General features: G+C 65.1%; 21 protein-coding genes. 10 read left to right on the forward strand and 11 right to left on the reverse strand.

Annotated elements, in window-relative coordinates; all coding sequences use genetic code 11:
* Positions 1-212: 212 nt before the first annotated feature.
* The 3 genes from tnpB to ACXJLU_RS05935 are packed head-to-tail and all read right to left on the reverse strand — an operon-like array spanning position 213 to position 2,990.
* Complete coding sequence (gene tnpB, locus ACXJLU_RS05925) at positions 213-1,010, reverse strand: IS66 family insertion sequence element accessory protein TnpB (RefSeq protein WP_457329521.1); 798 nt, start codon at positions 1,008-1,010, stop codon at positions 213-215.
* Positions 1,000-1,704 (reverse strand): response regulator, encoded by a 705-nt coding sequence (locus ACXJLU_RS05930; RefSeq protein WP_457329522.1) that lies wholly within the window; start codon positions 1,702-1,704, stop codon positions 1,000-1,002. The genes tnpB and ACXJLU_RS05930 overlap by 11 nt, the downstream gene beginning before the upstream one ends.
* The gene (locus tag ACXJLU_RS05935; protein ID WP_457329523.1) at positions 1,701-2,990 is read right to left on the reverse strand and encodes a sensor histidine kinase; all 1,290 of its coding nucleotides are present in this window, start codon (positions 2,988-2,990) and stop codon (positions 1,701-1,703) included. Before ACXJLU_RS05935 ends, ACXJLU_RS05930 begins: the two co-directional genes overlap by 4 nt.
* Positions 2,991-3,119: 129 nt before the next feature.
* Between ACXJLU_RS05935 and ACXJLU_RS05940 the strand changes: the two genes are divergently transcribed.
* The 3 genes from ACXJLU_RS05940 (at position 3,120) to ACXJLU_RS05950 (ending at position 6,469) form a co-directional block, all read left to right on the forward strand.
* Positions 3,120-5,195: an SPFH domain-containing protein gene (locus tag ACXJLU_RS05940; RefSeq protein WP_457329524.1), complete on the forward strand. Its 2,076-nt coding sequence runs from the start codon at positions 3,120-3,122 to the stop codon at positions 5,193-5,195.
* 436 nt (positions 5,196-5,631) lie between these two features.
* The gene (locus tag ACXJLU_RS05945; protein ID WP_457329525.1) at positions 5,632-5,976 is read left to right on the forward strand and encodes an ArsR/SmtB family transcription factor; all 345 of its coding nucleotides are present in this window, start codon (positions 5,632-5,634) and stop codon (positions 5,974-5,976) included.
* Complete coding sequence (locus tag ACXJLU_RS05950; protein ID WP_457329526.1) at positions 5,966-6,469, forward strand: SRPBCC family protein; 504 nt, start codon at positions 5,966-5,968, stop codon at positions 6,467-6,469. The genes ACXJLU_RS05945 and ACXJLU_RS05950 overlap by 11 nt, the downstream gene beginning before the upstream one ends.
* Positions 6,470-6,986: 517 nt before the next feature.
* On the opposite strand, the gene ACXJLU_RS05955 is transcribed toward ACXJLU_RS05950, so the two are convergent.
* The 6 genes from ACXJLU_RS05955 to ACXJLU_RS05980 are packed head-to-tail and all read right to left on the reverse strand — an operon-like array spanning position 6,987 to position 10,670.
* On the reverse strand, positions 6,987-7,421 hold the full coding sequence (locus ACXJLU_RS05955) for an EamA family transporter (RefSeq protein WP_457329527.1): 435 nt from the start codon (positions 7,419-7,421) through the stop codon (positions 6,987-6,989).
* Position 7,422: 1 nt separating this feature from the next.
* Positions 7,423-8,778 (reverse strand): sensor histidine kinase, encoded by a 1,356-nt coding sequence (locus ACXJLU_RS05960; protein WP_457329528.1) that lies wholly within the window; start codon positions 8,776-8,778, stop codon positions 7,423-7,425.
* Positions 8,778-9,437, reverse strand: coding sequence for a response regulator (locus tag ACXJLU_RS05965; protein ID WP_457329529.1), 660 nt, complete (start codon positions 9,435-9,437; stop codon positions 8,778-8,780). The genes ACXJLU_RS05960 and ACXJLU_RS05965 overlap by 1 nt, the downstream gene beginning before the upstream one ends.
* A gap of 21 nt (positions 9,438-9,458) precedes the next feature.
* Positions 9,459-10,052 (reverse strand): phosphatase PAP2 family protein, encoded by a 594-nt coding sequence (locus tag ACXJLU_RS05970; protein WP_457329530.1) that lies wholly within the window; start codon positions 10,050-10,052, stop codon positions 9,459-9,461.
* Between the two features lie 59 nt (positions 10,053-10,111).
* On the reverse strand, positions 10,112-10,438 hold the full coding sequence (locus tag ACXJLU_RS05975; protein WP_457329531.1) for a hypothetical protein: 327 nt from the start codon (positions 10,436-10,438) through the stop codon (positions 10,112-10,114).
* A gap of 4 nt (positions 10,439-10,442) precedes the next feature.
* Positions 10,443-10,670 carry a hypothetical protein gene (locus ACXJLU_RS05980; protein WP_457329532.1) on the reverse strand — a complete coding sequence of 76 codons (228 nt, stop codon included), beginning with the start codon at positions 10,668-10,670 and terminating at the stop codon, positions 10,443-10,445.
* Between the two features lie 78 nt (positions 10,671-10,748).
* Here ACXJLU_RS05980 and ACXJLU_RS05985 point away from each other — a divergent pair, with 78 nt between their 5' ends.
* Both ACXJLU_RS05985 and ACXJLU_RS05990 read left to right on the forward strand, forming a co-directional pair.
* Positions 10,749-10,925 (forward strand): phosphatase PAP2 family protein, encoded by a 177-nt coding sequence (locus ACXJLU_RS05985; protein WP_457329533.1) that lies wholly within the window; start codon positions 10,749-10,751, stop codon positions 10,923-10,925.
* 150 nt (positions 10,926-11,075) lie between these two features.
* On the forward strand, positions 11,076-11,405 hold the full coding sequence (locus ACXJLU_RS05990; protein ID WP_457329534.1) for a hypothetical protein: 330 nt from the start codon (positions 11,076-11,078) through the stop codon (positions 11,403-11,405).
* Here the strand turns inward: ACXJLU_RS05990 and ACXJLU_RS05995 are convergent.
* On the reverse strand, positions 11,402-13,018 hold the full coding sequence (locus ACXJLU_RS05995; protein ID WP_457329535.1) for an ArnT family glycosyltransferase: 1,617 nt from the start codon (positions 13,016-13,018) through the stop codon (positions 11,402-11,404). The genes ACXJLU_RS05990 and ACXJLU_RS05995 overlap by 4 nt on opposite strands.
* Before the next feature lie 236 nt (positions 13,019-13,254).
* Between ACXJLU_RS05995 and ACXJLU_RS06000 the strand changes: the two genes are divergently transcribed.
* The 5 genes from ACXJLU_RS06000 (at position 13,255) to ACXJLU_RS06020 (ending at position 17,698) form a co-directional block, all read left to right on the forward strand.
* Positions 13,255-14,829 carry a methyl-accepting chemotaxis protein gene (locus ACXJLU_RS06000; RefSeq protein WP_457329536.1) on the forward strand — a complete coding sequence of 525 codons (1,575 nt, stop codon included), beginning with the start codon at positions 13,255-13,257 and terminating at the stop codon, positions 14,827-14,829.
* A 169-nt stretch (positions 14,830-14,998) separates the two neighbouring features.
* Positions 14,999-15,892, forward strand: coding sequence for a DUF6662 family protein (locus ACXJLU_RS06005; RefSeq protein ID WP_457329537.1), 894 nt, complete (start codon positions 14,999-15,001; stop codon positions 15,890-15,892).
* Positions 15,893-15,904: 12 nt separating this feature from the next.
* Complete coding sequence (locus ACXJLU_RS06010; RefSeq protein ID WP_457329538.1) at positions 15,905-16,450, forward strand: FMN-binding protein; 546 nt, start codon at positions 15,905-15,907, stop codon at positions 16,448-16,450.
* 10 nt (positions 16,451-16,460) lie between these two features.
* Complete coding sequence (locus tag ACXJLU_RS06015; protein WP_457329539.1) at positions 16,461-17,267, forward strand: FAD:protein FMN transferase; 807 nt, start codon at positions 16,461-16,463, stop codon at positions 17,265-17,267.
* On the forward strand, positions 17,264-17,698 hold the full coding sequence (locus ACXJLU_RS06020) for a hypothetical protein (RefSeq protein WP_457329540.1): 435 nt from the start codon (positions 17,264-17,266) through the stop codon (positions 17,696-17,698). The genes ACXJLU_RS06015 and ACXJLU_RS06020 overlap by 4 nt, the downstream gene beginning before the upstream one ends.
* 554 nt (positions 17,699-18,252) lie before the next feature.
* Here the strand turns inward: ACXJLU_RS06020 and ACXJLU_RS06025 are convergent.
* Positions 18,253-18,678: a hypothetical protein gene (locus ACXJLU_RS06025; protein WP_457329541.1), complete on the reverse strand. Its 426-nt coding sequence runs from the start codon at positions 18,676-18,678 to the stop codon at positions 18,253-18,255.
* Positions 18,679-20,635: the final 1,957 nt, after the last annotated feature.

Here is a 20,635-nt window from a genome sequence, read left to right on the forward strand (position 1 = left end):
TTCTTCTCATGATTGCAAGCTAGGAACATTGCCGAATTGCCGCTCAGAGCTATGAAGCGGTTTCTCTTCGATAGGCCGTGACCGAGCGAGACCGACCCAAAGAAGCCAGTGGAGCCGCCGAATCGCCTGCCCGAAACCGGAACTTCCGGAAACGCTGATGCGACCTGCGGCGATGCAGCGACACTGCGATCTCCGCTTTCCAACCGCGTCACTCACCCGGAGGCTTGGCGCGGGATTCTGAATTGCTTGTGCGGCAGCTGCCAGTCGATGCCTTCGAGCAGCTTCGGTAGCAGCGCCAAACTAAGGGCCACGCTTCCCGATTCGGCTTGCAGCCAGATGAACCGCCCTCGCTCCAGGCGCTTGGTCAGCAGGCACATGCCGTGGCCACCGCTCCAGAGCACTTTGAGAAAAACGCCACGGCGTGCACGGAAGGCGAACACATGACCCGAGTACGGGCCCTCGCTGAGGACAGCACGCCCCCTCGCTGCGAGCGAGTCGATGCTGCAGCGCATATCGGTGACGCTGGCGGAGAGCCAGACGCGTGTCCCGGCACGCAGGCCGATCATGCGCTGCGGCGCAGGGCGCGCAGCACGAGCATCAGCGCCTTCTCCTCGACCCAGACTGTGAACTCGCGGTCGTGCTCCGGCGCAGTCGACTTCGATGATGCCGTCGTGCTCGTCCGAGGGCTGGGACTTGCCGATATCCATGCCGTCCGAGCTCGTTGTTGTCGCCAGCGGTGCTGTCTCAACTGCCGGCGCCAGCTGCACCGGCACCAGCGTCACGGCCACGCCCGTCGGTGCACGCATCGCGCGGAGATGGTCTCGCCGCCACTTGAACAGCAGGTTGGCGTTGATGCCAGCCGTCAGCGCGATGGCCGAGACGGACGCGCAGGGCACAAGGCCATGCAAGATCAAGTCCGCCTTGAACGACCGCTCGTGGTGACGCAGATTCGCGAACGCCGCATTGAACCGGCTCGCATCGAGTGAGGCCGCGGCCGGCTCAGTCCGCACCCTCTACGATTCGATAGCCGACGCCGGGCTCGTTGAGCAGCCGGCGTGGCTCGGCCGGGTCGCGCTCCAGCTTCGCGCGCAACTGCGCCATGTAAAGACGCAGGTAGTGCGTCTGCTCCGTGTGCTCCGCACCCCACACGTCGGCGAGCAGGCGCCGGTGCGTGACCACCTGCCCGGCCTGGCGCACCAGGCGCGCCAGCAGCTTGAACTCGGTGGGCGTCAAGTGCACCTCGGCGCCCTCCACTGTGACGCGGTGCGCCGCGAGGTCGACATCCAGTTCCTCGTGACGATAGTGCGTGATGGCCGGCTGCGCCACGGTGCCGCGGTGGCGCAGGGCCACGCGCATGCGCGCCAGCAGCTCGGGCAGACTGAAGGGCTTGACGAGGTAGTCGTCGGCGCCGGCGTCGAGCAACTCGATCTTCTGCACCTCGGCCTGGCGCGCGGAGATCACGATCAGCGGCGTCGCGCGCGATCGCCGCAGCGCTTGCAGGAAGGTCTGACCGTCGCCGTCGGGCAGGCCCAGGTCGAGCAGCACCAGATCGACGCCCCCTTCGGACTCGGCATGCTGTGCCAGTGCGTGGGCGTCGGCCAGGCTGGCAGCCGGGAGCACGTCATACCCTTCGACGACCAGCGCCTCACGCAGCGCGGTTCGCAGGTCGCGATCATCCTCGACCAGCAGGATGCGAAGGCTCATGGATTTTCGCTTTCCGGCGGATCCGAAGGCGGCTCCCGCAGTGGCAACAGACACTCGAAGCTGCAGCCGCCGTGGCTGCGCGGGCGCAGGGTCAGCTCGCCGCCGTGCACTCGGGCGATCGCCCGGCACACCGCCAGCCCCACACCGGCACCCGGACGCTGCGACGCGTCGCTCTCACCGCGCTGAAAGACATCAAAGACACGCTCGCGCCAGGCCAACGCAATGCCCGGGCCGCGATCGCGCACCGCCAGCAGCATCCGGTCAGCGATTTGGCGCATCAGTATCTCCACCGGCGCGCCGGGCGGGCCGTACTTCAGCGCGTTGTCGACCAGGTTGTCGAGCAGCTGCGAGACCAGCATCGCGTCACACCACAGCAGCGGCAGCCCGGGCTCGACGCGAGCGCGCACCTGCCGGCCTCCATCCCGCCGCCGCGCCCGCCGCAGCGCCGTGCCGACGATCTCCTCGGCCGATTCCCAGTCGCAATGCGGTTCCACACCCGGTGCGTGGAGTCGCACCAGCTGCAGTGTGTTGTCGGTCAGCCGGCTCAGGCGCTGCACCTCTTCGACGATGCCGGCGGCGAGCTTGCGCTGCTGCGCCACGTCGAGCCGCTCGGCCTGCTGATCCAGCGACGATGCCGCACTCATGATGCTCGCCAGCGGGGTGCGGTAGTCGTGCGAGACGGCGGCCAGCAGCGCCGTGCGCACGGCCTGCTCGCGCGCCAGTTCGCGTGCCTGCTGCTCGTCGCGGGCGGAGAGTGAGCGTTGCAAGGCCAGGCCCATCTGGTCGCACAGCGCTTGCGCGTGGGCGCACAGGCTCAGGTCGACGATGGTGCCCAGGCCGCGCAGCACCGCCGCACCGAGCGTCACGCCGCGTCCGCGCAAGGGCAGGTAGACGTCGGGCTGTTGCGTATCGCGCCGGCTGCCCGGGCCGAGCGCTTCTCCCAGCCGTATGCACAGCTTCAGACCGGCCTCCTGCTCGGCACTCGCCTCGCCCACCTGCAGCGCCGCTGCATCCTGTTCGTGCACGCCGAGCTTGATCGACACGAGCACGGCCACCGGCACGCCGCCGGCAGCGACCAGTGCATCGAGCAGCGCGTTGGCATGTGTCGCCGGGTCGCTCGCGTCGCGCAGCCGGTCGCTCCAGTTGCGCAGACGCTCCTCGCGACGCGCTTGGCCTTGTGCCGTCCGCGTGGCGCGCCGCGCCCGCACGAGCAAGACGCCGACGACGCCGTTGAGCATCAGCAGACCGAGCAACAGCCAGCCGGGTGGAGCGACGAGGAGGTTCATGCGCGCAAAGCTTGGGAGGGCAACCGTCAGGAAAGCATAAGCGACGCATCCGGGGCGTGGAGACGTTCCATATGCGGCGCTTATGCCCGCTGCTGCAGATTGCTCGCACCGCAACCAACAGAGAACCACATGACCTCCTTCGACTTCCTCTTCGACCATCGAGCGGCACTCTGGGTGTCCGCCGCACTGCTGGTGCTGCTGGCCTTGTACAAGTGGGTCTTCCGTCTGTTCGGCATCGTCATCGTCCCAGACGACTCGATCGGCACTGTCACCAAATCGTTCGTGCTCTTCGGTGCCCACCGGGAACTACCGCCCGGCCGAATTGTTGCCGTGCTCGGCGAGGCCGGGCTGCAGGCCAATACGCTCGCGCCCGGGTTGCACTTCTTCCTCTGGCCCTGGCAGTACACCGTGTTGCTGGCCAAGTTCACCGTCGTGCCCGACGGCCACATCGGCGTCATAGAAGCCTGCGACGGTGCGCCGCTGCCCGATGGCCGCGTCGTTGCCCGTCATGTCGATTGCGACAACTTCCAGGACGCACGTGCCTTCCTCGGCCGCAGCGGCGAGCGCGGCGTGCAGATGTCGATCGTGCCGCCAGGCGCCTGGCGCATCAACACGCTGCTGTTCACCGTGCACATCGAGCCGATGACGGTGATCGAGCCGGGCAAGGTCGGGGTGGTCGAGGCGCGCGACGGCGCGGCGCTGTCGGGCGGCCGCATCATCGGCCAGCAGGTGGCCTGCAACTCGTTCCAGGACGCCCAGGCCTTCATGGCGCGCGGCGGCCAGCGCGGCCCTCAGATGGGCATCGTGCCGCAGGGCAAGTACCGCATCAACCCGCGGCTGTTCAAGGTCACGCAGGTCAACGTGCTGGACGTGCCCGACAACAAGCTGGGCATCGTCACCACACGCGAAGGCGCGCCGCTGGCTACCGGCGAGATAGCCGGTGCCGAGGTGCCGGGGCACAACCAGTTCCAGGATCCGCAGGCATTCGTTGAGCGAGGTGGCACCAAGGGCCTGCAGGAGCAGGTGCTGCTGGCCGGGCGCTACTTCATCAACCCGATGTTCGCGACCATCGAGATCATCGACATGACCGAGGTGCCGATCGCCTCGGTCGGGGTGGTCGTGGCCTTCGTCGGCAAGGCGGGCGACGACGTCACCGGCGCGGACTTCAAGCACGCCAACATGGTGCGCCGTGGCGAGAAGGGCGTCTGGGTCGATGTGCTCGACCCGGGCAAGTACGCGATCAACACCTACACCCACAAGGTGCGCGTGGTGCCCACCGCGAACGTGGTGCTCAACTGGGCCACCGGCAAGTCGGAGGCGCACAAGCTCGACGTGAACCTGTCGACCATCACCGTGCGCTCGGCCGACGGCTTCACCTTCAACCTGGACGTGAGCCAGATCATCCACATCCCGCGCAACGATGCACCCAAGGTGATCGCGCGGTTCGGCAGCATGGAGGCTCTCGTTACGCAGGTGCTCGAGCCCACCATTGGCAACTACTTCCGCAACGCGGCGCAGAACTCCGACGTGATTGACTTCCTGAAGAAGCGCACCGAGCGCCAGGCTGAAGCCAAGGGGGCGATTGCCCGGGCGCTGAAGGAATACGACGTCGGCGCGGTCGAGACGCTGATCGGCGACATCAACCCGCCAGCGGACCTGATGAAGACGCTGACCGACCGCAAGCTGGCCGAGCAGGAGAAGGTCACCTTCAACACGCAGATGGAAGCGCAGGGCGTCAAGCAGCAACTTGAGCAGGCCACCGCACTAGCGCGCACGCAGGCGCAGGTGGTTGATGCGGAGCGCAAGGTGTCGATCGCTGAGTTCTCCGCGCAGGCGGCTGTCAAGACCGCGGACGGTGCCGCGCAGGCCAAGAAGATCAACGCCAACGCCGATGCCGAGGTGATCCGCGTCACCGGCGTGGCCGAGGCCGGCAAGACGCTGGCCGTCGGCGAGGCCGAGGCGGCGGTGATCCAGCAGAAGATCGCCTCGATGGAGTCGGGCAACTACGCGATTGTTCAGGTCGCGCAGGCGCTGGCCGCAGGCGGCGTGCGGCTGGTGCCCGATGTGCTCGTCAACAGCGGCGCGAAGGGTGAAGGAGGCACGCTCGTGGACGTGTTGCTGGCCGGCTTGGTCCGTGAGCGCCATGTCGCGACGCTCGCCCATGTCGAGACGTCCGCGGCGGGGGAGCCGTCATCGACGACGTGACTGTCTCCCCCGGCCCGCGCGCGGGCCGGGGAGCGGGCAGGTGCGGCAACCGTGGCGGCGAACATGCACTATCGGCCAGTGGCATATACCGCAAGTGATGGTATTGATATGTCCATCGTGCAGAACGAGGACGGGCGCGCACTGCTCCGCGCCAACCCTTTGCGTGTCTTGGCATCTAGAAGAGCGGTGCAGCACTCAGACCACTGCCTTCGACTTCGTGTCGGCCCGCGTGGGTAGGGCGATCGTCTGGCGCATCGCCCTGACGGCACCGCGATCAGGCAGGCTGCGCATCAACGCGGCGCGCTGCGGCTCGCCTCTGCCGTGTGGTCGCTCCACCGTCGGCTGCTGCGAACTTCGCTCGCGTGGCTATCGCGAGGTCCGGACAGGCGCAGGCTCTGCCTTGCTCAAGAGTTGATAGCCATTTATACTTCGCCGAATGGCAAACAATTCTTTGGCTCTGGATTCGGTCTTTCACGCGCTGGCCGACCCCACGCGTCGAGCGATCCTTCAACGACTCGGCACGGGGCCGGCGACTGTCAGCGACCTGGCGGAGCCATTCGACATCGGTTTGCCCACCTTCATGAAGCACGTGGGGGTGCTCGAGAGTACAGGGCTGATCCGCACCCGAAAGAGCGGTCGAGTTCGGACCTGTGTGCTCGAGAGAAGGAAGCTGGCAGCGGCGGAGCGCTGGTTTGACGAGCAGCGCGCAATCTGGGCAAGCAGATTCGAGAACCTGGACAACCTACTTGAACAACTTAGCGGAAATGATCATGAAACCTGACCTTCGATTCGATTTCGTTGTGGACAAGACCAAGCACAGCATCACCGTGAAGCGAGAGTTCGCGGCGAAGCGCCAACTCGTGTGGGACTGCTACACGAAGCAGGAACTGCTCGACCAGTGGTTCGCCCCTAAGCCACTGACCACCAAGACCAAGCACATGGAGTTCAAGGAAGGTGGGTATTGGCACTACGCGATGGTCATGCCAGACGGACAGGCGTTCTGGAGTCGCCAGGACTACCAGACGATCAATCCGATTGACGGCTACGTGGCGCTCGACGCGTTCAGTGACGAGACCGGTGCGGTGAATCCCAACCTGCCGCGCGCTCGTTGGGACGTTGGTTTCACCGACCTCCAGACTCGCACGCTCGTGACGACCATCGTCTTGTACAAGTCTGCCGAGGATGTCCAGAAGGTGATCGACATGGGACTGAAGGATGGTCTCGCATCGACGCTTGAGCGACTCGACGAACTCCTTCTCACCATGGCCGCGTGACGAGCCGGGAATTGCCCTCGCGCGTGCAGCGAGGCTGGCGTCGGCTTTGACGGCGTGCCTGTTCGTGCGCTCGGCGAATGCGCTGGTGGATTGCACGGCACTGAGCGATCCGCATCGAGTCGCGAGTTTCTTGAAGCTGCGGTTTCTGGAAGGTGGGCGCGTTCAGCAGACATTCAGCCGAACTTGGTCGGGTGGGGGCCGCGGGCCTCCGCCCCACCAGCTAAATCTCCCCTTCTCCGGGCGGACGCCAGCCTCTCGAAATGTCAACACCGTGGCCGCAAGCGGGCGCTCGAGAGTACCGATCGACCGGCCGCAACCGTCACGGAGCTGCCACATGAATGCACCCGTCGAGCGGCGGATGAATCGAAAAATCCCCAAACCATCGAAGTCAACGACGCCTTGCGTCTTCCGGAAATTGCCCGTCCTGCGGGAGGAGGGGCGCGTCCGCCGCTGGCTGCCCTGCCATTCACCAGAAACTGCACGGCTGAAGACGGCCATGGAGAAGCCGCCGGTCGCGTTAGCGCTTGATCGAGAGAACCAGCACGCCGCCCGCCACCATCGCGATCCCGGCCCATTCGCGCAGGCTCGGCCGCTCGCCGAGGAAGGCGAAGGCGAACACCGCGACCAGCACTAGGCTCAGCTTGTCGACCGGGGCCACCTGCGATGCGTTGCCGATCTGCAGCGCTCTGAAGTAGCAGACCCAAGAGGCTCCGGTGGCCAGCCCGGAGAGCACCAGGAAAACCCAGGTCTTGCTCGGCAGCGCGAGCGGGTTCGACCACTTGCCCGTCCAGACGACGAAGGCGGCCAGCACGGCAAGGATGACCGTGGTGCGCACCAACGTGGCGAGGTCGGAGTCGACACCGCGAATGCCGACCTTGGCGAAGATTGCCGTCAGTGCGGCGAACGTTGCCGACAGCAAGGCCCACTGAAACCAGCTCGCCGGCATGCCCATGTCAGGCTCCTTGCAGTTGAGAGAACACGACCCGCACCTCCAGCCCGCGATGCGCCTGCGGCGTGTGCAGGCTGACGTTCGCGTGTTGGCGTTCGGCGATGGCCTGCACGATGGCCAGACCCAGCCCGCTGCCGCCGCTGTCGGGCGCGAGCGTCTGCGCATCCACGCCGCGGTAGAAGCGGTCAAACACACGCTCGCGTTCGGCTTCGGGGATGCCGGGTCCGTTGTCGACGACGCGTAGTCGCGGCCGCCCGTCCTGCAGGTCCGCCTCGACGTCGACCACGCCGCGCGACGGTGTGTAGCGCAGCGCGTTCTCGACCAGATTGTCGAGCAGCACGCGCAGCTGATGGGCGTCGGCCCGCGCCATGATGCCGGCGCCGACGCGCGCCCCAAGGTCGATGCCGCGATGCTCGGCTTTTGCCGCGAAGTCCGATACCGCCGATCGCACCAAGTCGTCCAGGCTGACTTGTTCGACGCGCATGCTCTCGCCATCGGGCTCCGAACGCGCTACTGCCAGCAGCTGCTGCACCATCCGCTCCGAGCGGATCACGCCTTGCTCCAGTTCGTCCAACGCGTCCTGGCGTGAGGTCGGGCTGTCGGAGCGGCGCAGCAGGTGCACCTGCAGTCGCAGCGCCGTCACCGGTGTACGCAATTCATGCGCTGCATCTGCCAGGAAGCGCCGCTGCGCCGCAAAGCTTTCGGATAAGCGACCCAGCAGGTCGTTGATCGACAGTACGAGCGGCTTGATCTCGCGCGGCACGCCATCGGTGGCAATCGGCAGCATCGAGCGGGCGCTGCGCGCTGCTACGTCGCGCGCCGCATCGCCCAGCGGCTGCAGGCCGCGGCGCAGCCCGAACAGGAGCAAGCCACCCACCACGATGACCAGCACCAGCATTGGAGGGAACACCTTGGCACCCGATTCCGCTGCCATCTGGTGCCGCTGCGAGACGCGCTGCGCCGCCTGCGCGACTCCGTCGGGGGCCACGCTCGAATAGACGATCCACTCTTCACCGTCGACCTCCAGCCGCGCAAGGCCTTCGATGTTCGAGAACGGCAGTTTCACGCGTGGATCGGAGGCATAGACTCGCTCACCTTCGTCGGTCCAGGTCAGCGTGACGATCTCGACGTCGTCGGGTGTGTCGGTGCGCTCGGGCAGCACCAGGGCATCATGGCGGCGCGCGTCGTAAGCGGCCAGGTGGTAGCGTGCCACGGATTGGGCGACGTTCTTCAGGTCGGCATCGAACACCTCGTTCATCTCGTCCAGCGTGACGACGTAGGTGACGATCGCGACCAGCAGGCCGCCGAGTGCGAGTGCACCCATCAGCCAGGCCAGCAGATAGCGCTCGATCGAGCGCATCAGCCTGCCATCACCCGATAGCCCACGCCGCGGACGTTCTTGATGACCGAGGCACCGAGCTTCTTGCGCAGGTTGTGCAGGTGCACCTCGATTGCGTTGCTGATGACCTCTTCGCCCCAGCCGTAGACCGCCTCTTCGAGACGCTCTCTCGACAGCACGACGCCAGGCCGGCGCATCAGGGTCTCGAGCACGGCGAACTCGAGCGGCGAGAGTTCGACTTCCACGCCGGCTTGCGTAACGAGGCGACGCAGCGGATCCAGCACCAACGTGCCGCTCTCCAGGAACGGAGTACCGCTTCCTGTGGCTCTGCGGACGAGCGCGCGTACGCGCGCGACCAACTCGTCCATGTCGAAAGGCTTCAGCACAAAGTCGTCGGCCCCGGCATCAAGGCAGTCGATGCGGTCGCGCACCGTGTCGCGTGCCGACGCGACCAGAATCGGCACCGGATTGCGGGCGCTGCGTAGCGAGTGGAGCACCGCCATGCCATCCTTGCGAGGTAGGCCCAGGTCGAGGATCGCGGCATCGTAGACACGATTCCCCAGCGCCAATTCGCCTTCGCGTCCATCGGTTACCCAGTCGACAACGAAGCCGGCATCAAGCAGCCCTTGGTGCACCGCCTTGCCGACCATCGCGTCGTCTTCGATCAGGAGAACTCTCATTCGGGCATCCCATGCACCGGGTCAGGTCGGAGGTACTGCGCGGAATCGAGCCCGAAGGTGGTGGGCGCAACGATCATAGGCCTCGATCATCCGCGTGACGATCGGTGCAAGTACCCGGCGCAGCCCCCAGGCCAGGAGCGCCCCGCCCAGCGAAACCGGGAGTGCCGCGAGCACGTCGTACGGGAAATTGACGCCGACGTAGACGCGGGCGAGACCGAGCACCAAGCCGGCGGCCAGCAGCGGAAAGCTCAGCACCGAGAGCCGGTGCGTCCACAGCGCGGCCAGCGCGAGAGCCCATACCACCGTCACCTGGTCGCTAGGCAGACCAGAGTCGCCTGCATGGGCCAGATAGTGGTGACCGAGCCGAAGTGCCGAGGGGCGTGGATGCGGCCACGCATACCGTACCAGCTCAGCGATCACCACCGCGCACGCCGCGGCCACCAGCAGGTGCAGCAACTCGCGCCGTGTGCTGCGTTCGGAACACAACCAGACCATCGCGACTGCCGGCGGCAGCAGCCAGACGAGCCAGCGGGCGATGAATAGCGCCAGCATCAAGCGTGTCGGATGCAGCCCTGCCGGCGCGTTGATCAGCTCGAAGAGGTGGAAGTTGTCCATCGGGGGCGGCCATGCTGGCCCCGGGGCCTTAGTGGCGACTTAGGCGTGCACCGGCGCCGTCAGAAGCTGCGCTTGGCCTCGCCGATGAACTGCACCTTCTTGATCGACTTGTCGCCGTCCATCGGGAAGACCGCATCCACGACGGTGCCCTGGCCGGAGCGGCTATTGCCCAGGCGCAGCCTGAAGCCGGCGTCGCGCAGTAGCCCCTGCGCCGAGTCGCCCGGCAGGGCGCCGTCCCAGGTGCGGCCCATGTCGTAGAACACCGCGCCGCCGACGTGAAAGAGCCGGAACGGGAACCAGTCGGAGAACGCCCGCTCTTCGATGGTGGCGATCCACCGGCCGCTGCCGCTCTGGTATCGCAGCGGGTAGCCGTCGGCGCGCAGCACGCTCCTATGCGCGCAGCAGCCGCGCGTTGTAGCGGTCGCCGCGAGCGAACAGCAGTTGCTGCTCGATGGTCTCTCGCCGCGTCTGGAGGTGCAGCCAGTTCGCGAGCCGGAACAGGGTGTTGTCCTCCTCCTCAAGGCGCGTGTCGAAGATGTCGAGGTTGTCGATACGCACGGGACGATCGGCCTGACGCTGCTGTCGTCGCTCGTGCTGTTGATGCTGTGGTGGCAGCACGACCGGTCGTAGGCCATTGTGTTCGCGACGACCATGCTGGGTGAATCGTTGACCAACGGCGGGTTGAAGCGTGGCTGCATGGTGGCATGGTCTGTGGCTGCCGCGATGGTGGTCTGGGTCGGCGTCAGTCGCATCTACTTCGGGACGCACTACGCCAGCGACGTGGTGGCGGGTTTCGCCGCCGGCGTGACGTGGCTGGCGCTGATGCTGGTGCTGTTCGACCGTGCCGATCGGGAGTGCGCCTTTGTCCGCTGAGCTTGGCGCGAGGCATGTCCGCACCAGCTCTTCGTAGCGCGGGCGGGAACCTGCTGTCTTTGAGCCGGGCTGTGGCCAAGCCCTAAATCTGCGCTAAGGATTGATCCCCAGGATGCACGAACGCGAACAGTCGATGGAGCGTCTCGTCCGATGTCAGATCTTTCCGCCTACGACAGAAGGAAGTTGGAGCGCCTTTTCAAGATGGGTAGCGGCTACGTGCTGTGTTTGTCGAACGAGTCGTTTGCTGAGCTCGTGCGGGAGCATGCCGGCGTGGACATCGGAGCCGCCACCTACTGCACGACCGGTTCGTCGAAGGCCCGACGATTGCGGGCCTTCTGGGCGATCGAGAGCAACGAGCGTGTTGCCACGCTACTTGTGGCACTGGTCGAGCGCGGTCGGCATGATGGCGTGTTCGTTGGCGAGCGAGAGCTTGTTCGCGATGTATTGGGCATCGCATCGCGCCTGATGAACCGTGGCTAGGTTTTTTTGCCAAGCGGGCCAACATGTAGCGGCGGCGCTCGGTGTGGCCCGCGATAGATGCCGCTGTAAGGTGCGGCATTCGGGCAGGCATGGCTGCCGTCGCCCAGCAGGGGCAGGTGCAAGTGAAGCAGCATGAAGCCGCCGACCGAGGTCCGTTGCGTGACGCAATCGAACTGCGCGAGGTTGCTGGTGTCGCCATCACGCAGCGCGACAAAGCCGCCGCTCCGTGCGAGGCGCTGTAGGGCTTCGACCGGGGTGTCGACGAACTCTGCTTGTCCAGCGCTGTAGAACGAGGCCGAGTGCAGACGCTCGGTCACGAACACCAGCGGCTCGGCGCTATGGTGGCGCTGCGATTCCCAGGCACTGACGACGTCCTTGGCCGAGCCACTGCTGAAGGTGCCGGCCTGCTCAGCGCGGATCACGAGGGCCAGCGCGCCCGCCGTTGACAGCGCCAGGCCTGCGGCGACCCAGGCGTTCATGCGCCCGGTGCCGACGCGATGCGAGAGCCAGTGGCTGGCCAACAGCGCCATCGCCGGCAAGGCCGGCAGCGCATAGGGCAGGATGATGTTGCGCGCGGCGGTGAAGAACAGCAGCGGCGCGAGCGACCAGCAGGCCAGGTAGATCTGCCATGAGCGCGTGTCGGTATCCGCTTCGGTCGCGCAGGGCATTGCGGAGCGCCGCGTGAATGCGGCGGTCAGCAGCACCAGTGGCCAAGGCAGAGTCGAGGCCAGCGCGAAGAGCCAGATGGTGCCAGGAGGCAATGCGTGTGCGAAACCGTAGCGGTCGCCCGACCATCCCGGCGTGACGAAGCGGTGCCAGTGTTCGCCGACGATGAAGTAGTCGATGAAGCCTGGTGTCTTCAGCTCGGCAGTGATGTACCACCAGCCGGTGGCCAAAGCCGTCGCGCCTAGCCCGGCGATCCACGGAACATCCTTCATCATGCGGCGGACCTGTCGCGTCCACGTGGCCCATGCCGCTGTCGGAAGGCCCACCAGCACGAGCACCAGCGGGCCTTTGGCGAGCAGCCCGATCGCGAGGCCGCCAAACAGCAGGGCGTTGCCGATGCGGTGTCGTGGCCCGTGCAATGCCTGCCACAGGCCGCACAGGGCCAGCGAGGTGCCGACGACGAGTGCCGAATCGGTCATCACGGCACCGGCAGCCACCAGCGACAGTGCGGCGCCTGCCAGCATGCCGATGGCGGCTAGTGGCGGAGTGTCATGACGCGAAGCTGCCAAGCGCCCGCAAGCTGCGGCCACGAGCATCATGCAGAGGAAGTGAGGCAGTCGTGCCGCGAACTCGTTTACGCCGAACAGCTTCATGCTCGCGGCTGTGAGCCAGAATGAGAGCGGAGGCTTGGCCCAGAAGGGGACACCGTAGTCGTGCCAGGGCGTGATCCAGTCTCCGAGCTCGAGCATCTTGCGGCCGACCTCGGCATAGCGAGCCTCTGTGGTGTCCATCAGCGGCAGCCAGGTCATCGCAACCAGGCGAAGCAGCAGCAGGGCGGCAATGAGCAGCAGCACCGCTTGGGTCGGTGCTTCGGAGTGGCTGCGTGCTGGCGCCAAAGGGGGCGCAAGCGACGCGCCGTTCGCCGTCAGCTGCAGCGTGGCTTTCAAGGTGGGTGTCACCCGCCCATGTTGGTTCGACGTGGCTTAGCGAGTGCTTAGCAAAAACTTAAGTTCGCCTTAGCTCCGACCGCAGCCCAATCAGGTTCTCCAACGATCTGCGGTCCGGAGGTGCATTTCTTTGAGGAATGAGAGTTGGTGAGCATCGTGTGGCTCAAGTGAACTGTGTGGTGGCCGATAGTTTGGACTTGCCGTATCGATCAACGCCACCTCGCAGGGAGCCATAGATGAAGACCCTTTTGGATCTCAAGATCGGTACGCGCTTGGCGCTGTCCTTCGCATTCGTGCTCATGCTGCTGGTCGCCGTCGTCGGCACTGGGTTGCTGCGGCTGACCGACCTGCGAGATCAACTCGACTTGGTGGTGGGCAACCGCTACCCGAAGATGCTGCTCGCGTTCGCCATTGAGAGCGATGTCAACGTCATCGTGCGTGGCGTGCGCGCACAGCTCATTGACAAGGACACGCAAAGCCGGAGCAAGACTGCATCCGACATTGCAGCCGCACAGGCACGGATCGGCGAGTCCATGGATAAGCTGGACCGCACGCTGCAAGCGCCGGAGACACGGCGGACCTTCGCGGCTGTCAAAGAGAGTCGCGCACTGTTCATCGCAGATCAACAGGCGTTCGCAGCCCTGCTCGCTGGCGGCAACCAAGATGCAGCCGTCGCACTGGCCCTCGGCAACATGCGCAAGGATCAGCACAGCTACCAGGCTGCGCTCGCCACGCTGGTGGCAGACCTCGGCCTTCAATTCAACCAGGCAGGCGAACAGGGCAGCCGCGCCTACAGCGTAGGCAAGTCAATGATGCTCGTGCTCGGCGGCGCGGCGATCGGTCTGGCGGTATTGATGGCCTGGATCGTCACTGGATCCATCACTCGACCGATCGGACGTGCGGTTCAGGTAGCGAAAAGGGTGGCCTCGGGAGACCTCAGTTCCGAAATCACCGTCGACACCAAGGATGAAACCGGTGAGCTATTGCTGGCGCTGAAGGAGATGAATACCAATTTGCAGCGCATCGTCGCCGAGGTGCGGCAAAGCAGCGACGGCATTGCTACCGGCTCAAGCCAGATCGCGATCGGTAACCAAGACCTGAGTCAACGCACTGAAGAACAAGCCTCCAACCTCCAGCAGACCGCCGCATCGATGGAGCAACTCACTGGGACCGTTCGCAACAACGCCGACACGGCTCGCACAGCAAGCGAATTGGCGGATTCTGCTCGCCGCGTGGCGACTGAAGGCGGTGCAGTGGTGGAACGCGTCGCGCATACGATGGCCGAGATCGCACAAGCGAGCCGGAAGATCGCCGATATCACCGGCGTGATCGACGGCATCGCATTTCAGACGAACATCCTGGCGCTCAACGCGGCGGTCGAGGCGGCTCGAGCCGGCGAACAGGGCCGCGGTTTCGCAGTTGTGGCGGGCGAAGTGCGCACGCTTGCGCAACGCAGCGCGCACGCGGCTCGCGAGATCAAGGGTTTGATCGACGACAGTGTCGGCAAGGTCGCGACCGGTGGCCAACTGGTGGGCGATGCCGGGCGCACGATGGGCGAGATCGTGGCGCAGGTGCGGCGCGTCAATGAAATGTTGTCCGAGATCAGCAGTGCCTCCGACGAGCAGACGACTGGCATCGGCCAAGTCAACGACGCAGTGTTGCAGCTGGATCAGGTCACACAGCAAAACGCCGCGCTTGTCGAGGAGTCGGCCGCTGCAGCGGAGAGCCTGAAGCAGCAGGCTGCGAGGCTGGTCAGCGCGGTGTCGGTCTTCCGGATAGCACGCATCGACGATCGTACGGTGAGCGCTTGAACGAGGCGGATCTCGCAGGAATTTTGGCTCGCCGAACGATGAGGTCCGGCCGCATCCGATCTGATGAGGGCGGGCTACTCCCTTCCGCGCCAATTTAGCTGGTTGCCGGTCATCGGTAGAATATGAGTGCAAAGCATTCGCATTTGCCTTCATCTACCTTGGAACCCGCATGTCCCTGCTTCGCCTGTCACTGCTCGGAGCCTTTGCGCTCGCTCTGTCCGTGTCCGCGCACGCCGACGAAAACCTCTTCGGCTACGTGCGCGGTGCCGAGACCTTGCCCAAGGGGTCAGCCGAGTTCTACCAGTGGGTCACGCAGCGCTCGAACAAGGGTGCAGGCACCTACCGTGCGATCGACACCAAGTCGGAGATCGAGTACGGCGTCACCGACCGCTTCCAGGTGTCGGCGGAGCTCAACGGCCTGGGCATTGACACCTCGGGCCTGGTGATCAACGGCTACCTGCCGCGCGACGAGAAATTCAGCCTGCGCCTGCAGGGCATCGAACTGGGCGTCAAGTACAACTTCCTCAGCCCGGCCAAGGACGACTTCGGCTTGTCCATGACGAGCAGCTTGGAGTACGGACTCCTTGATGTGCATTCGGGCCAGAAGAAGCGCGAGATCGAGTTCGAGACCCAGTTGCAGGCGCAGAAGTACTTCATGGAAGGCCAGCTCGTCTGGGTCGGCAACGTCGGCCTGCGCGCCGCCTACGAGAAGCGCAAGGCGATCGCCGACCTACCAGAGGGGTACGAGTGGCCGACCGACCCGGAAATGGAGATCAACTTCAAGTACGGCACCGGCCTGTCGTACCGCTTCGCGCCGGGCTGGTTCATCGGCGCCGAGGCAGTGCACGAGACCGAATACGAGACCGAGGTCGGCCTCGAGCGCTGGTCGCTGTTTGCCGGGCCTTCGCTGCACTGGGCCGGCCAGCAATGGTGGGCGACCCTCACCGCCTTCAAGCAGGTACGCGGCGGCGGTGAACGTTACGACGGCCAGTCCGACGCGCGGCTGCACTTGATCGAGAAGACCAAGAACGAAGTGCGCGTCAAGGTCGGCTACAACTTCTGACGTCGAGGCAGTATGAAGGCGCGTGACTGGTCGGTATTCCTGTTGCCGGGCGTGGCGTTGGCGTCGCCCGCCTTCGCGGTTGACTACCTCAGCGCCGCGCAGGCGCAGACCCTGCTGTTCCCTGCGGCGAAGGATTTCGTCGAACAGACGTTGAAGTTCAACGACGAGCAGCGTGAGCGCATCAAGTCGGCCTCCGGCCTGCGCCAGCGGTGGGATGAGCAGAAGGTCTGGCGTGTCGAGCGCGACGGCGCGCTTCAGGGCTGGATGCTCGTTGACGAGGTCATCGGGAAGCACGAGTTCATCACCTATGCCACCGCGATCTCGCCGGACGGACACGTGCTGGGCGTGGAGATCATGAGCTACCGCGAGACGCACGGCGGCCAGGTTCGCGATGCCGCCTGGCGGAAGTCGCTGGTGGGCAAGACCCTGGCGGATCCCTTCAAGCTCGACCAAGACGTGCCCAACATCAGCGGCGCGACGCTGTCGTGCCGCAACGTGATGGACGGCGTGAAGCGACTGCTGGCCATCCACAAGCTGTTCCTCACTCCCCATGCCTGAAGTTCGCCGCATGCGTCCGCTGCTCGGCACCTATGTCGAGGTGGCGGCGCGTGCCGATTCGCTTGCCGACGCGGAGCGCGGCCTGCGGCTTGCCTTCGAGGCGATCGACGAGGTGCAGGGGCATATGAGTTTCCACGCGCCGGACAGCGACTTGACACGTCTGAACTGCGCGCCGGAGCGCGACGTGGCGTTGCACCCGCTCACGCTGCGCGTGCTGCGCCTGGCGCGGGCCGCGATGCGGGCGAGCGGCGGGGCCTTCGACTGCACCGTCGGCGGCCAGCTGGTGCGCGACGGTGCACTGCCGAACCATGGAGGGCCAGACCCGCTGCCGCGCGGGACCGACGCCGACATCGTACTCGGCCCCGGCCGGGCGCGGCTGCGGCGGCCGGTGCGGTTGACGCTGGATGGCATTGCCAAGGGCTTCGCGGTCGACCATGCGATCCGCCGCATGCGGGGATGCGGCGTGGCCAGCGGTTGGGTCAATGCCGGCGGGGACCTGCGCGTGTTCGGTGACCTCGCGTTGCCGGTGCACCGGCGCGAACTCGACGGCAAGCTGCAGCCGTTGGGCGCTTTGCGCGACGCGGCAATCGCCAGCACGCGCGTCAGCGCACCTGGGGCGGAGGATGCGTCCTTCCCCGCCCGCATCGTCGCGCCGCCAGCACAGCTGGCGCAAGCCGGCGTGTGGACGGTGCTCGCGCGCACGGCCTGGCGTGCGGATGCCCTCACCAAGGTGGCTGCCACGGTGGCTGCCAGTGAGCGCCGCGATCGGGTGCAGCGTCTCGGCGGCTGCCTGCTCGAGCCGAAGGTGGGCAGGTGAAAGGCTATCCGCGCTGGTTCCTGCCGGCCCTCATCGCGGCGATGCTGCTGATGCTGCTCAGCGGCGCGCTGCTGGCGCCGACCACCCTGGTCCTGCGCGGCGAACTGGCCCTGCCTTGGCGCTTGGCGTCGGGTGCGCGCATCGGTTGGGCGGCCGCACATGCGGTCGGCGGTTTTGCGCTGCTGATGCTGGTGGGAGCGCTGTGGAGTGTCCACATGCGATCGGGCTGGCGGCGCCGCCGTCAACGTGTCAGCGGGCTGGTGCTGGGAGTGCTGCTGTTGGCGCTGGCGGCGACCGCAGTGGTCATCTACTACGCCGGCGACGAGGCCGTTGGCGCCGCGGCCGCCTACCTGCACCTTGGCCTTGGCGTGATGTTGGTTCTGCCGTTCGGATGGCACTGGCTGCATGGCCGGCACCGCCTGACAAGCTGAGACGAACCGGCATACCGGATAAGGTTGACGTTGTCGATGAGCGACAACCGAAGTGCGCCGAAATTACGCCAAACCAGCCGCAAGCAAGGATCTGTGCGGTCTTCCGACTCCGACCCGAGGCACCGATCCAATTAGCTAGCCGCCCTCACCCGCGTAGGCTGACTCTGCCCGGCAGGATGACTGCTTCAGACTGAGGCTGTGTGAAAACCCGCCGCCTTGAAGGTCGTCATCGATATCGACCTCTCAGATCGCTCCGTGTTCGACGATCGACCTTCAGGTGGAGGTGAGAAGACCCCCGAAATGCTTCGAGTCTTGAGTTTTCACACAGCCTCGACTGGTTGCGGTCGGTCAGAGCCCGTCGCTCGAGCGACCGCTCTGACGGAGAGGAGTCCTTCGTCGCGCAACGCGTTGGGTTTGCTCGGTCACGCCCGAATGGACGGGCCTGCATGCCGGCGCTGCCCTGGTCGAACGGCTGCTACTGCGAGCCGCGAATCAGAGCTATCGACCCTCAGCCGACCATCACAGCGCTTGATTCAGCGGCGAAAAGCAGCCGTTCAAGAACTCGGGCCCTCGTACTCGATCCACACCTGCCCGATGGACGCCGGCTTGCGGTTCGGTTTGCTCCGTGGATCGAGAATGACTCGAAGCCGCGCGCTTTCAATCCACTGGACCGTGGGTGCGCCCGACACACCAGAAACTGGCTCAACGTAGAAGACTACCGACGGATCAGGGTCGCCATGCTTGAACAAGGGCTTGGGTACGCGACTGAGATGCACCTCCTCGTACAGTGCCCCTGCACCATAGCCCAAGCCGTTGTGGACTCGCTCGACTGTGGCCACAAACTGGCCGTCCGGGCTCGCGAAATCAACAGACGTTACGACTATGGGTATGGCCTCAGCAGAGAAGGCTTTGTAGACGCAGGCCCCGCCACTCAGCACGATTGCCGTCAGCGCCAGCGAGACGTATGCCAACGGTTTCATGGTGGCGTTCTCACGTCCGAGCACTGCATAGGCTGCATGGCTGACACGGACCTGCCCGCACAACCAGCAAGTCGTGGCCGGCAGCAGCCCTCGCGCGCCGAAGCGGGGAGACGCGGCCGGCCCGCTGCAGTTGGACGATTCCCAAGATGAAATGTGGAAGAGCGTTCATTCGCCGGGCGCGTGTGGTTCGGAAAAGCGGTACGTCACACTCGATGGACCGAGCACCCATTCACCGTCGTTCTCCACATATCGGAACCACTCTCGACCCGATCGCCCGTCGCCGGCGCAGTCGCCCGATACCTGGATCCACAGGTACGCATCTTCTGGCTCACCTTCGACAGCCCTAGTGAGGGTACAACCTGGATGCATCCTGGCAAAGTCAGCTGCCACCTGTAAGTCAGTCGGGCCGCTGCAGCCTAATGTCGACGCACAGCAGAGAGCCATCGCCGAGATTGCCAAGAAGCGACCAGGAGCAGAGGGAGCCTGGTGAGATGTCATGCGCAGAGTCTCAACCGTCATGGTGAAGCCGCTGCGAAGTCTGTGTGTTTCGAGGACGCATCGGTTCTTCGCAGCAGCGCCGCTAGTTCAGCGATGGCGAGAATCAGCGTATCGCGGTGCATACGCACCTGTGAAGTCACGATAGGCGGATCTGAGAGCCGCCATTCGCGAACGACTGCAAGTGGCCGACAACAGGCGTAGCTGACCTCGAGTCTAGTCGTCCTTGAGTTTCCGCTCCATCACTTCGACGGTAGACGTCTCGGCCAGCGGGTTCCCACACAACCAAGAAGACCGTAGCTGCAGCGTCAACGAAAACTCCTGCCCCGATCCCGATGCCGCCACAAATGAAATTCGTGGCCGCTGACGGTGCATTCGGAACCTGATTGGCTGCGTGTCCGAAATTGTCAGCCCACTTTCAGCGGCCCACACCCGAGCGCATCTGAGCGCTTGGCTCCGCCAGTAATGATTGGAGAGGTAGACAAGAAGACCGCAAAACGCAATCCAAGCCAGACCGCTTAGCGATAGAAGCTCAGAGATGGCAGGCATGATCACCATGGGAAGATGCTAGAGGTGTGGCAGCGATGCAGCCACTGCGCCCCATTCTGCTGGGCTTTCGCGACTCCTGGAAGCTGTCTGTCGCGACCGACTGGTCATGGCCGGCTTCAGCCGTTCGCCCGCTCGAGCTGGCAGGCGCTGGCCGACCTTGAGCTGTCGTACGCGAGGCTGAGGTCGACGACCACAAGCGGGACGATCGCACGCCTGCGTGAAGCCTGGAGCCAGAATCGTCTATCCCTGACAGGCGACTGGTATCGACGGTTGGCTGACCTCGTTCGATGTAGGTAGCAATGGGGGCACGGTATCGGGCGCACTAAGCCTGAACCCCTTYTGCTGGCAAGCGGCAATGCATTGATGCAATCGCTGCGTGTCTTCAGGCGAAAGTTTTCCCCRATGGACCGCACAACCGGCTACTTGCTTCGTTTCGTCTTTGACGAGCAAATAGCTGTTCCATTCGCCGCAGCCTCCGACCGCATTCACTGCGAACAGGAGCACTGCAGCCCGCGCGAACCGTGACATTCTTTTGGGAACATTCTGTGTGTTCAACTGAGACTCCCACGAGGCACAACGCTTTTTTTGGATTGACCGGACTGCGCAGGTGAGGCGCTTGACCCGAGCGCTTCAGCATGCCCATAGAGGCGACTCTTCTGAGCTTCCGAAACGAGGACCTGATTCACAAAGCTCCCGCTTGAATGGTTTCGCCGCAAGCATCCTGCCCGAAAGCCGTCAGTCACGACCGGCTGGTCATGGCCGTCTGCAGAGATTCGCAGCCGAAGCATTGCATGACGCCGACCGCTGCGAAGCCGTACTTCCTCTCCAGACTGATGGGTGCCGTTCGAATCGGAGGGGCCGGGTGGCTGCAGGCTCCAAGATTGGCATTGCAGGATGTCCGCGGCTCTTTTCG

The organism is Rhizobacter sp. P5_C2 (genome assembly GCF_054049715.1).

What these genes read in the sequence shown, in the direction of transcription:
- ACXJLU_RS05945 (WP_457329525.1), top strand. Translation starts at nt 5,632, where the DNA reads ATGGCAAACAATTCTTTGGCTCTGGATTCGGTCTTTCACGCGCTGGCC.
- ACXJLU_RS05940 (WP_457329524.1), top strand. Translation starts at nt 3,120, where the DNA reads ATGACCTCCTTCGACTTCCTCTTCGACCATCGAGCGGCACTCTGGGTG.
- ACXJLU_RS05990 (WP_457329534.1), top strand. Translation starts at nt 11,076, where the DNA reads ATGTCAGATCTTTCCGCCTACGACAGAAGGAAGTTGGAGCGCCTTTTC.
- ACXJLU_RS06005 (WP_457329537.1), top strand. Translation starts at nt 14,999, where the DNA reads ATGTCCCTGCTTCGCCTGTCACTGCTCGGAGCCTTTGCGCTCGCTCTG.
- ACXJLU_RS06025 (WP_457329541.1), bottom strand. Translation starts at nt 18,678, where the DNA reads ATGAAACCGTTGGCATACGTCTCGCTGGCGCTGACGGCAATCGTGCTG.
- ACXJLU_RS05955 (WP_457329527.1), bottom strand. Translation starts at nt 7,421, where the DNA reads ATGGGCATGCCGGCGAGCTGGTTTCAGTGGGCCTTGCTGTCGGCAACG.
- ACXJLU_RS05985 (WP_457329533.1), top strand. Translation starts at nt 10,749, where the DNA reads ATGGTGGCATGGTCTGTGGCTGCCGCGATGGTGGTCTGGGTCGGCGTC.
- ACXJLU_RS05965 (WP_457329529.1), bottom strand. Translation starts at nt 9,437, where the DNA reads ATGAGAGTTCTCCTGATCGAAGACGACGCGATGGTCGGCAAGGCGGTG.
- ACXJLU_RS06015 (WP_457329539.1), top strand. Translation starts at nt 16,461, where the DNA reads ATGCGTCCGCTGCTCGGCACCTATGTCGAGGTGGCGGCGCGTGCCGAT.
- ACXJLU_RS05930 (WP_457329522.1), bottom strand. Translation starts at nt 1,704, where the DNA reads ATGAGCCTTCGCATCCTGCTGGTCGAGGATGATCGCGACCTGCGAACC.
- ACXJLU_RS05960 (WP_457329528.1), bottom strand. Translation starts at nt 8,778, where the DNA reads ATGCGCTCGATCGAGCGCTATCTGCTGGCCTGGCTGATGGGTGCACTC.
- ACXJLU_RS05970 (WP_457329530.1), bottom strand. Translation starts at nt 10,052, where the DNA reads ATGGACAACTTCCACCTCTTCGAGCTGATCAACGCGCCGGCAGGGCTG.
- ACXJLU_RS06010 (WP_457329538.1), top strand. Translation starts at nt 15,905, where the DNA reads ATGAAGGCGCGTGACTGGTCGGTATTCCTGTTGCCGGGCGTGGCGTTG.
- ACXJLU_RS05950 (WP_457329526.1), top strand. Translation starts at nt 5,966, where the DNA reads ATGAAACCTGACCTTCGATTCGATTTCGTTGTGGACAAGACCAAGCAC.
- ACXJLU_RS05935 (WP_457329523.1), bottom strand. Translation starts at nt 2,990, where the DNA reads ATGAACCTCCTCGTCGCTCCACCCGGCTGGCTGTTGCTCGGTCTGCTG.
- ACXJLU_RS06000 (WP_457329536.1), top strand. Translation starts at nt 13,255, where the DNA reads ATGAAGACCCTTTTGGATCTCAAGATCGGTACGCGCTTGGCGCTGTCC.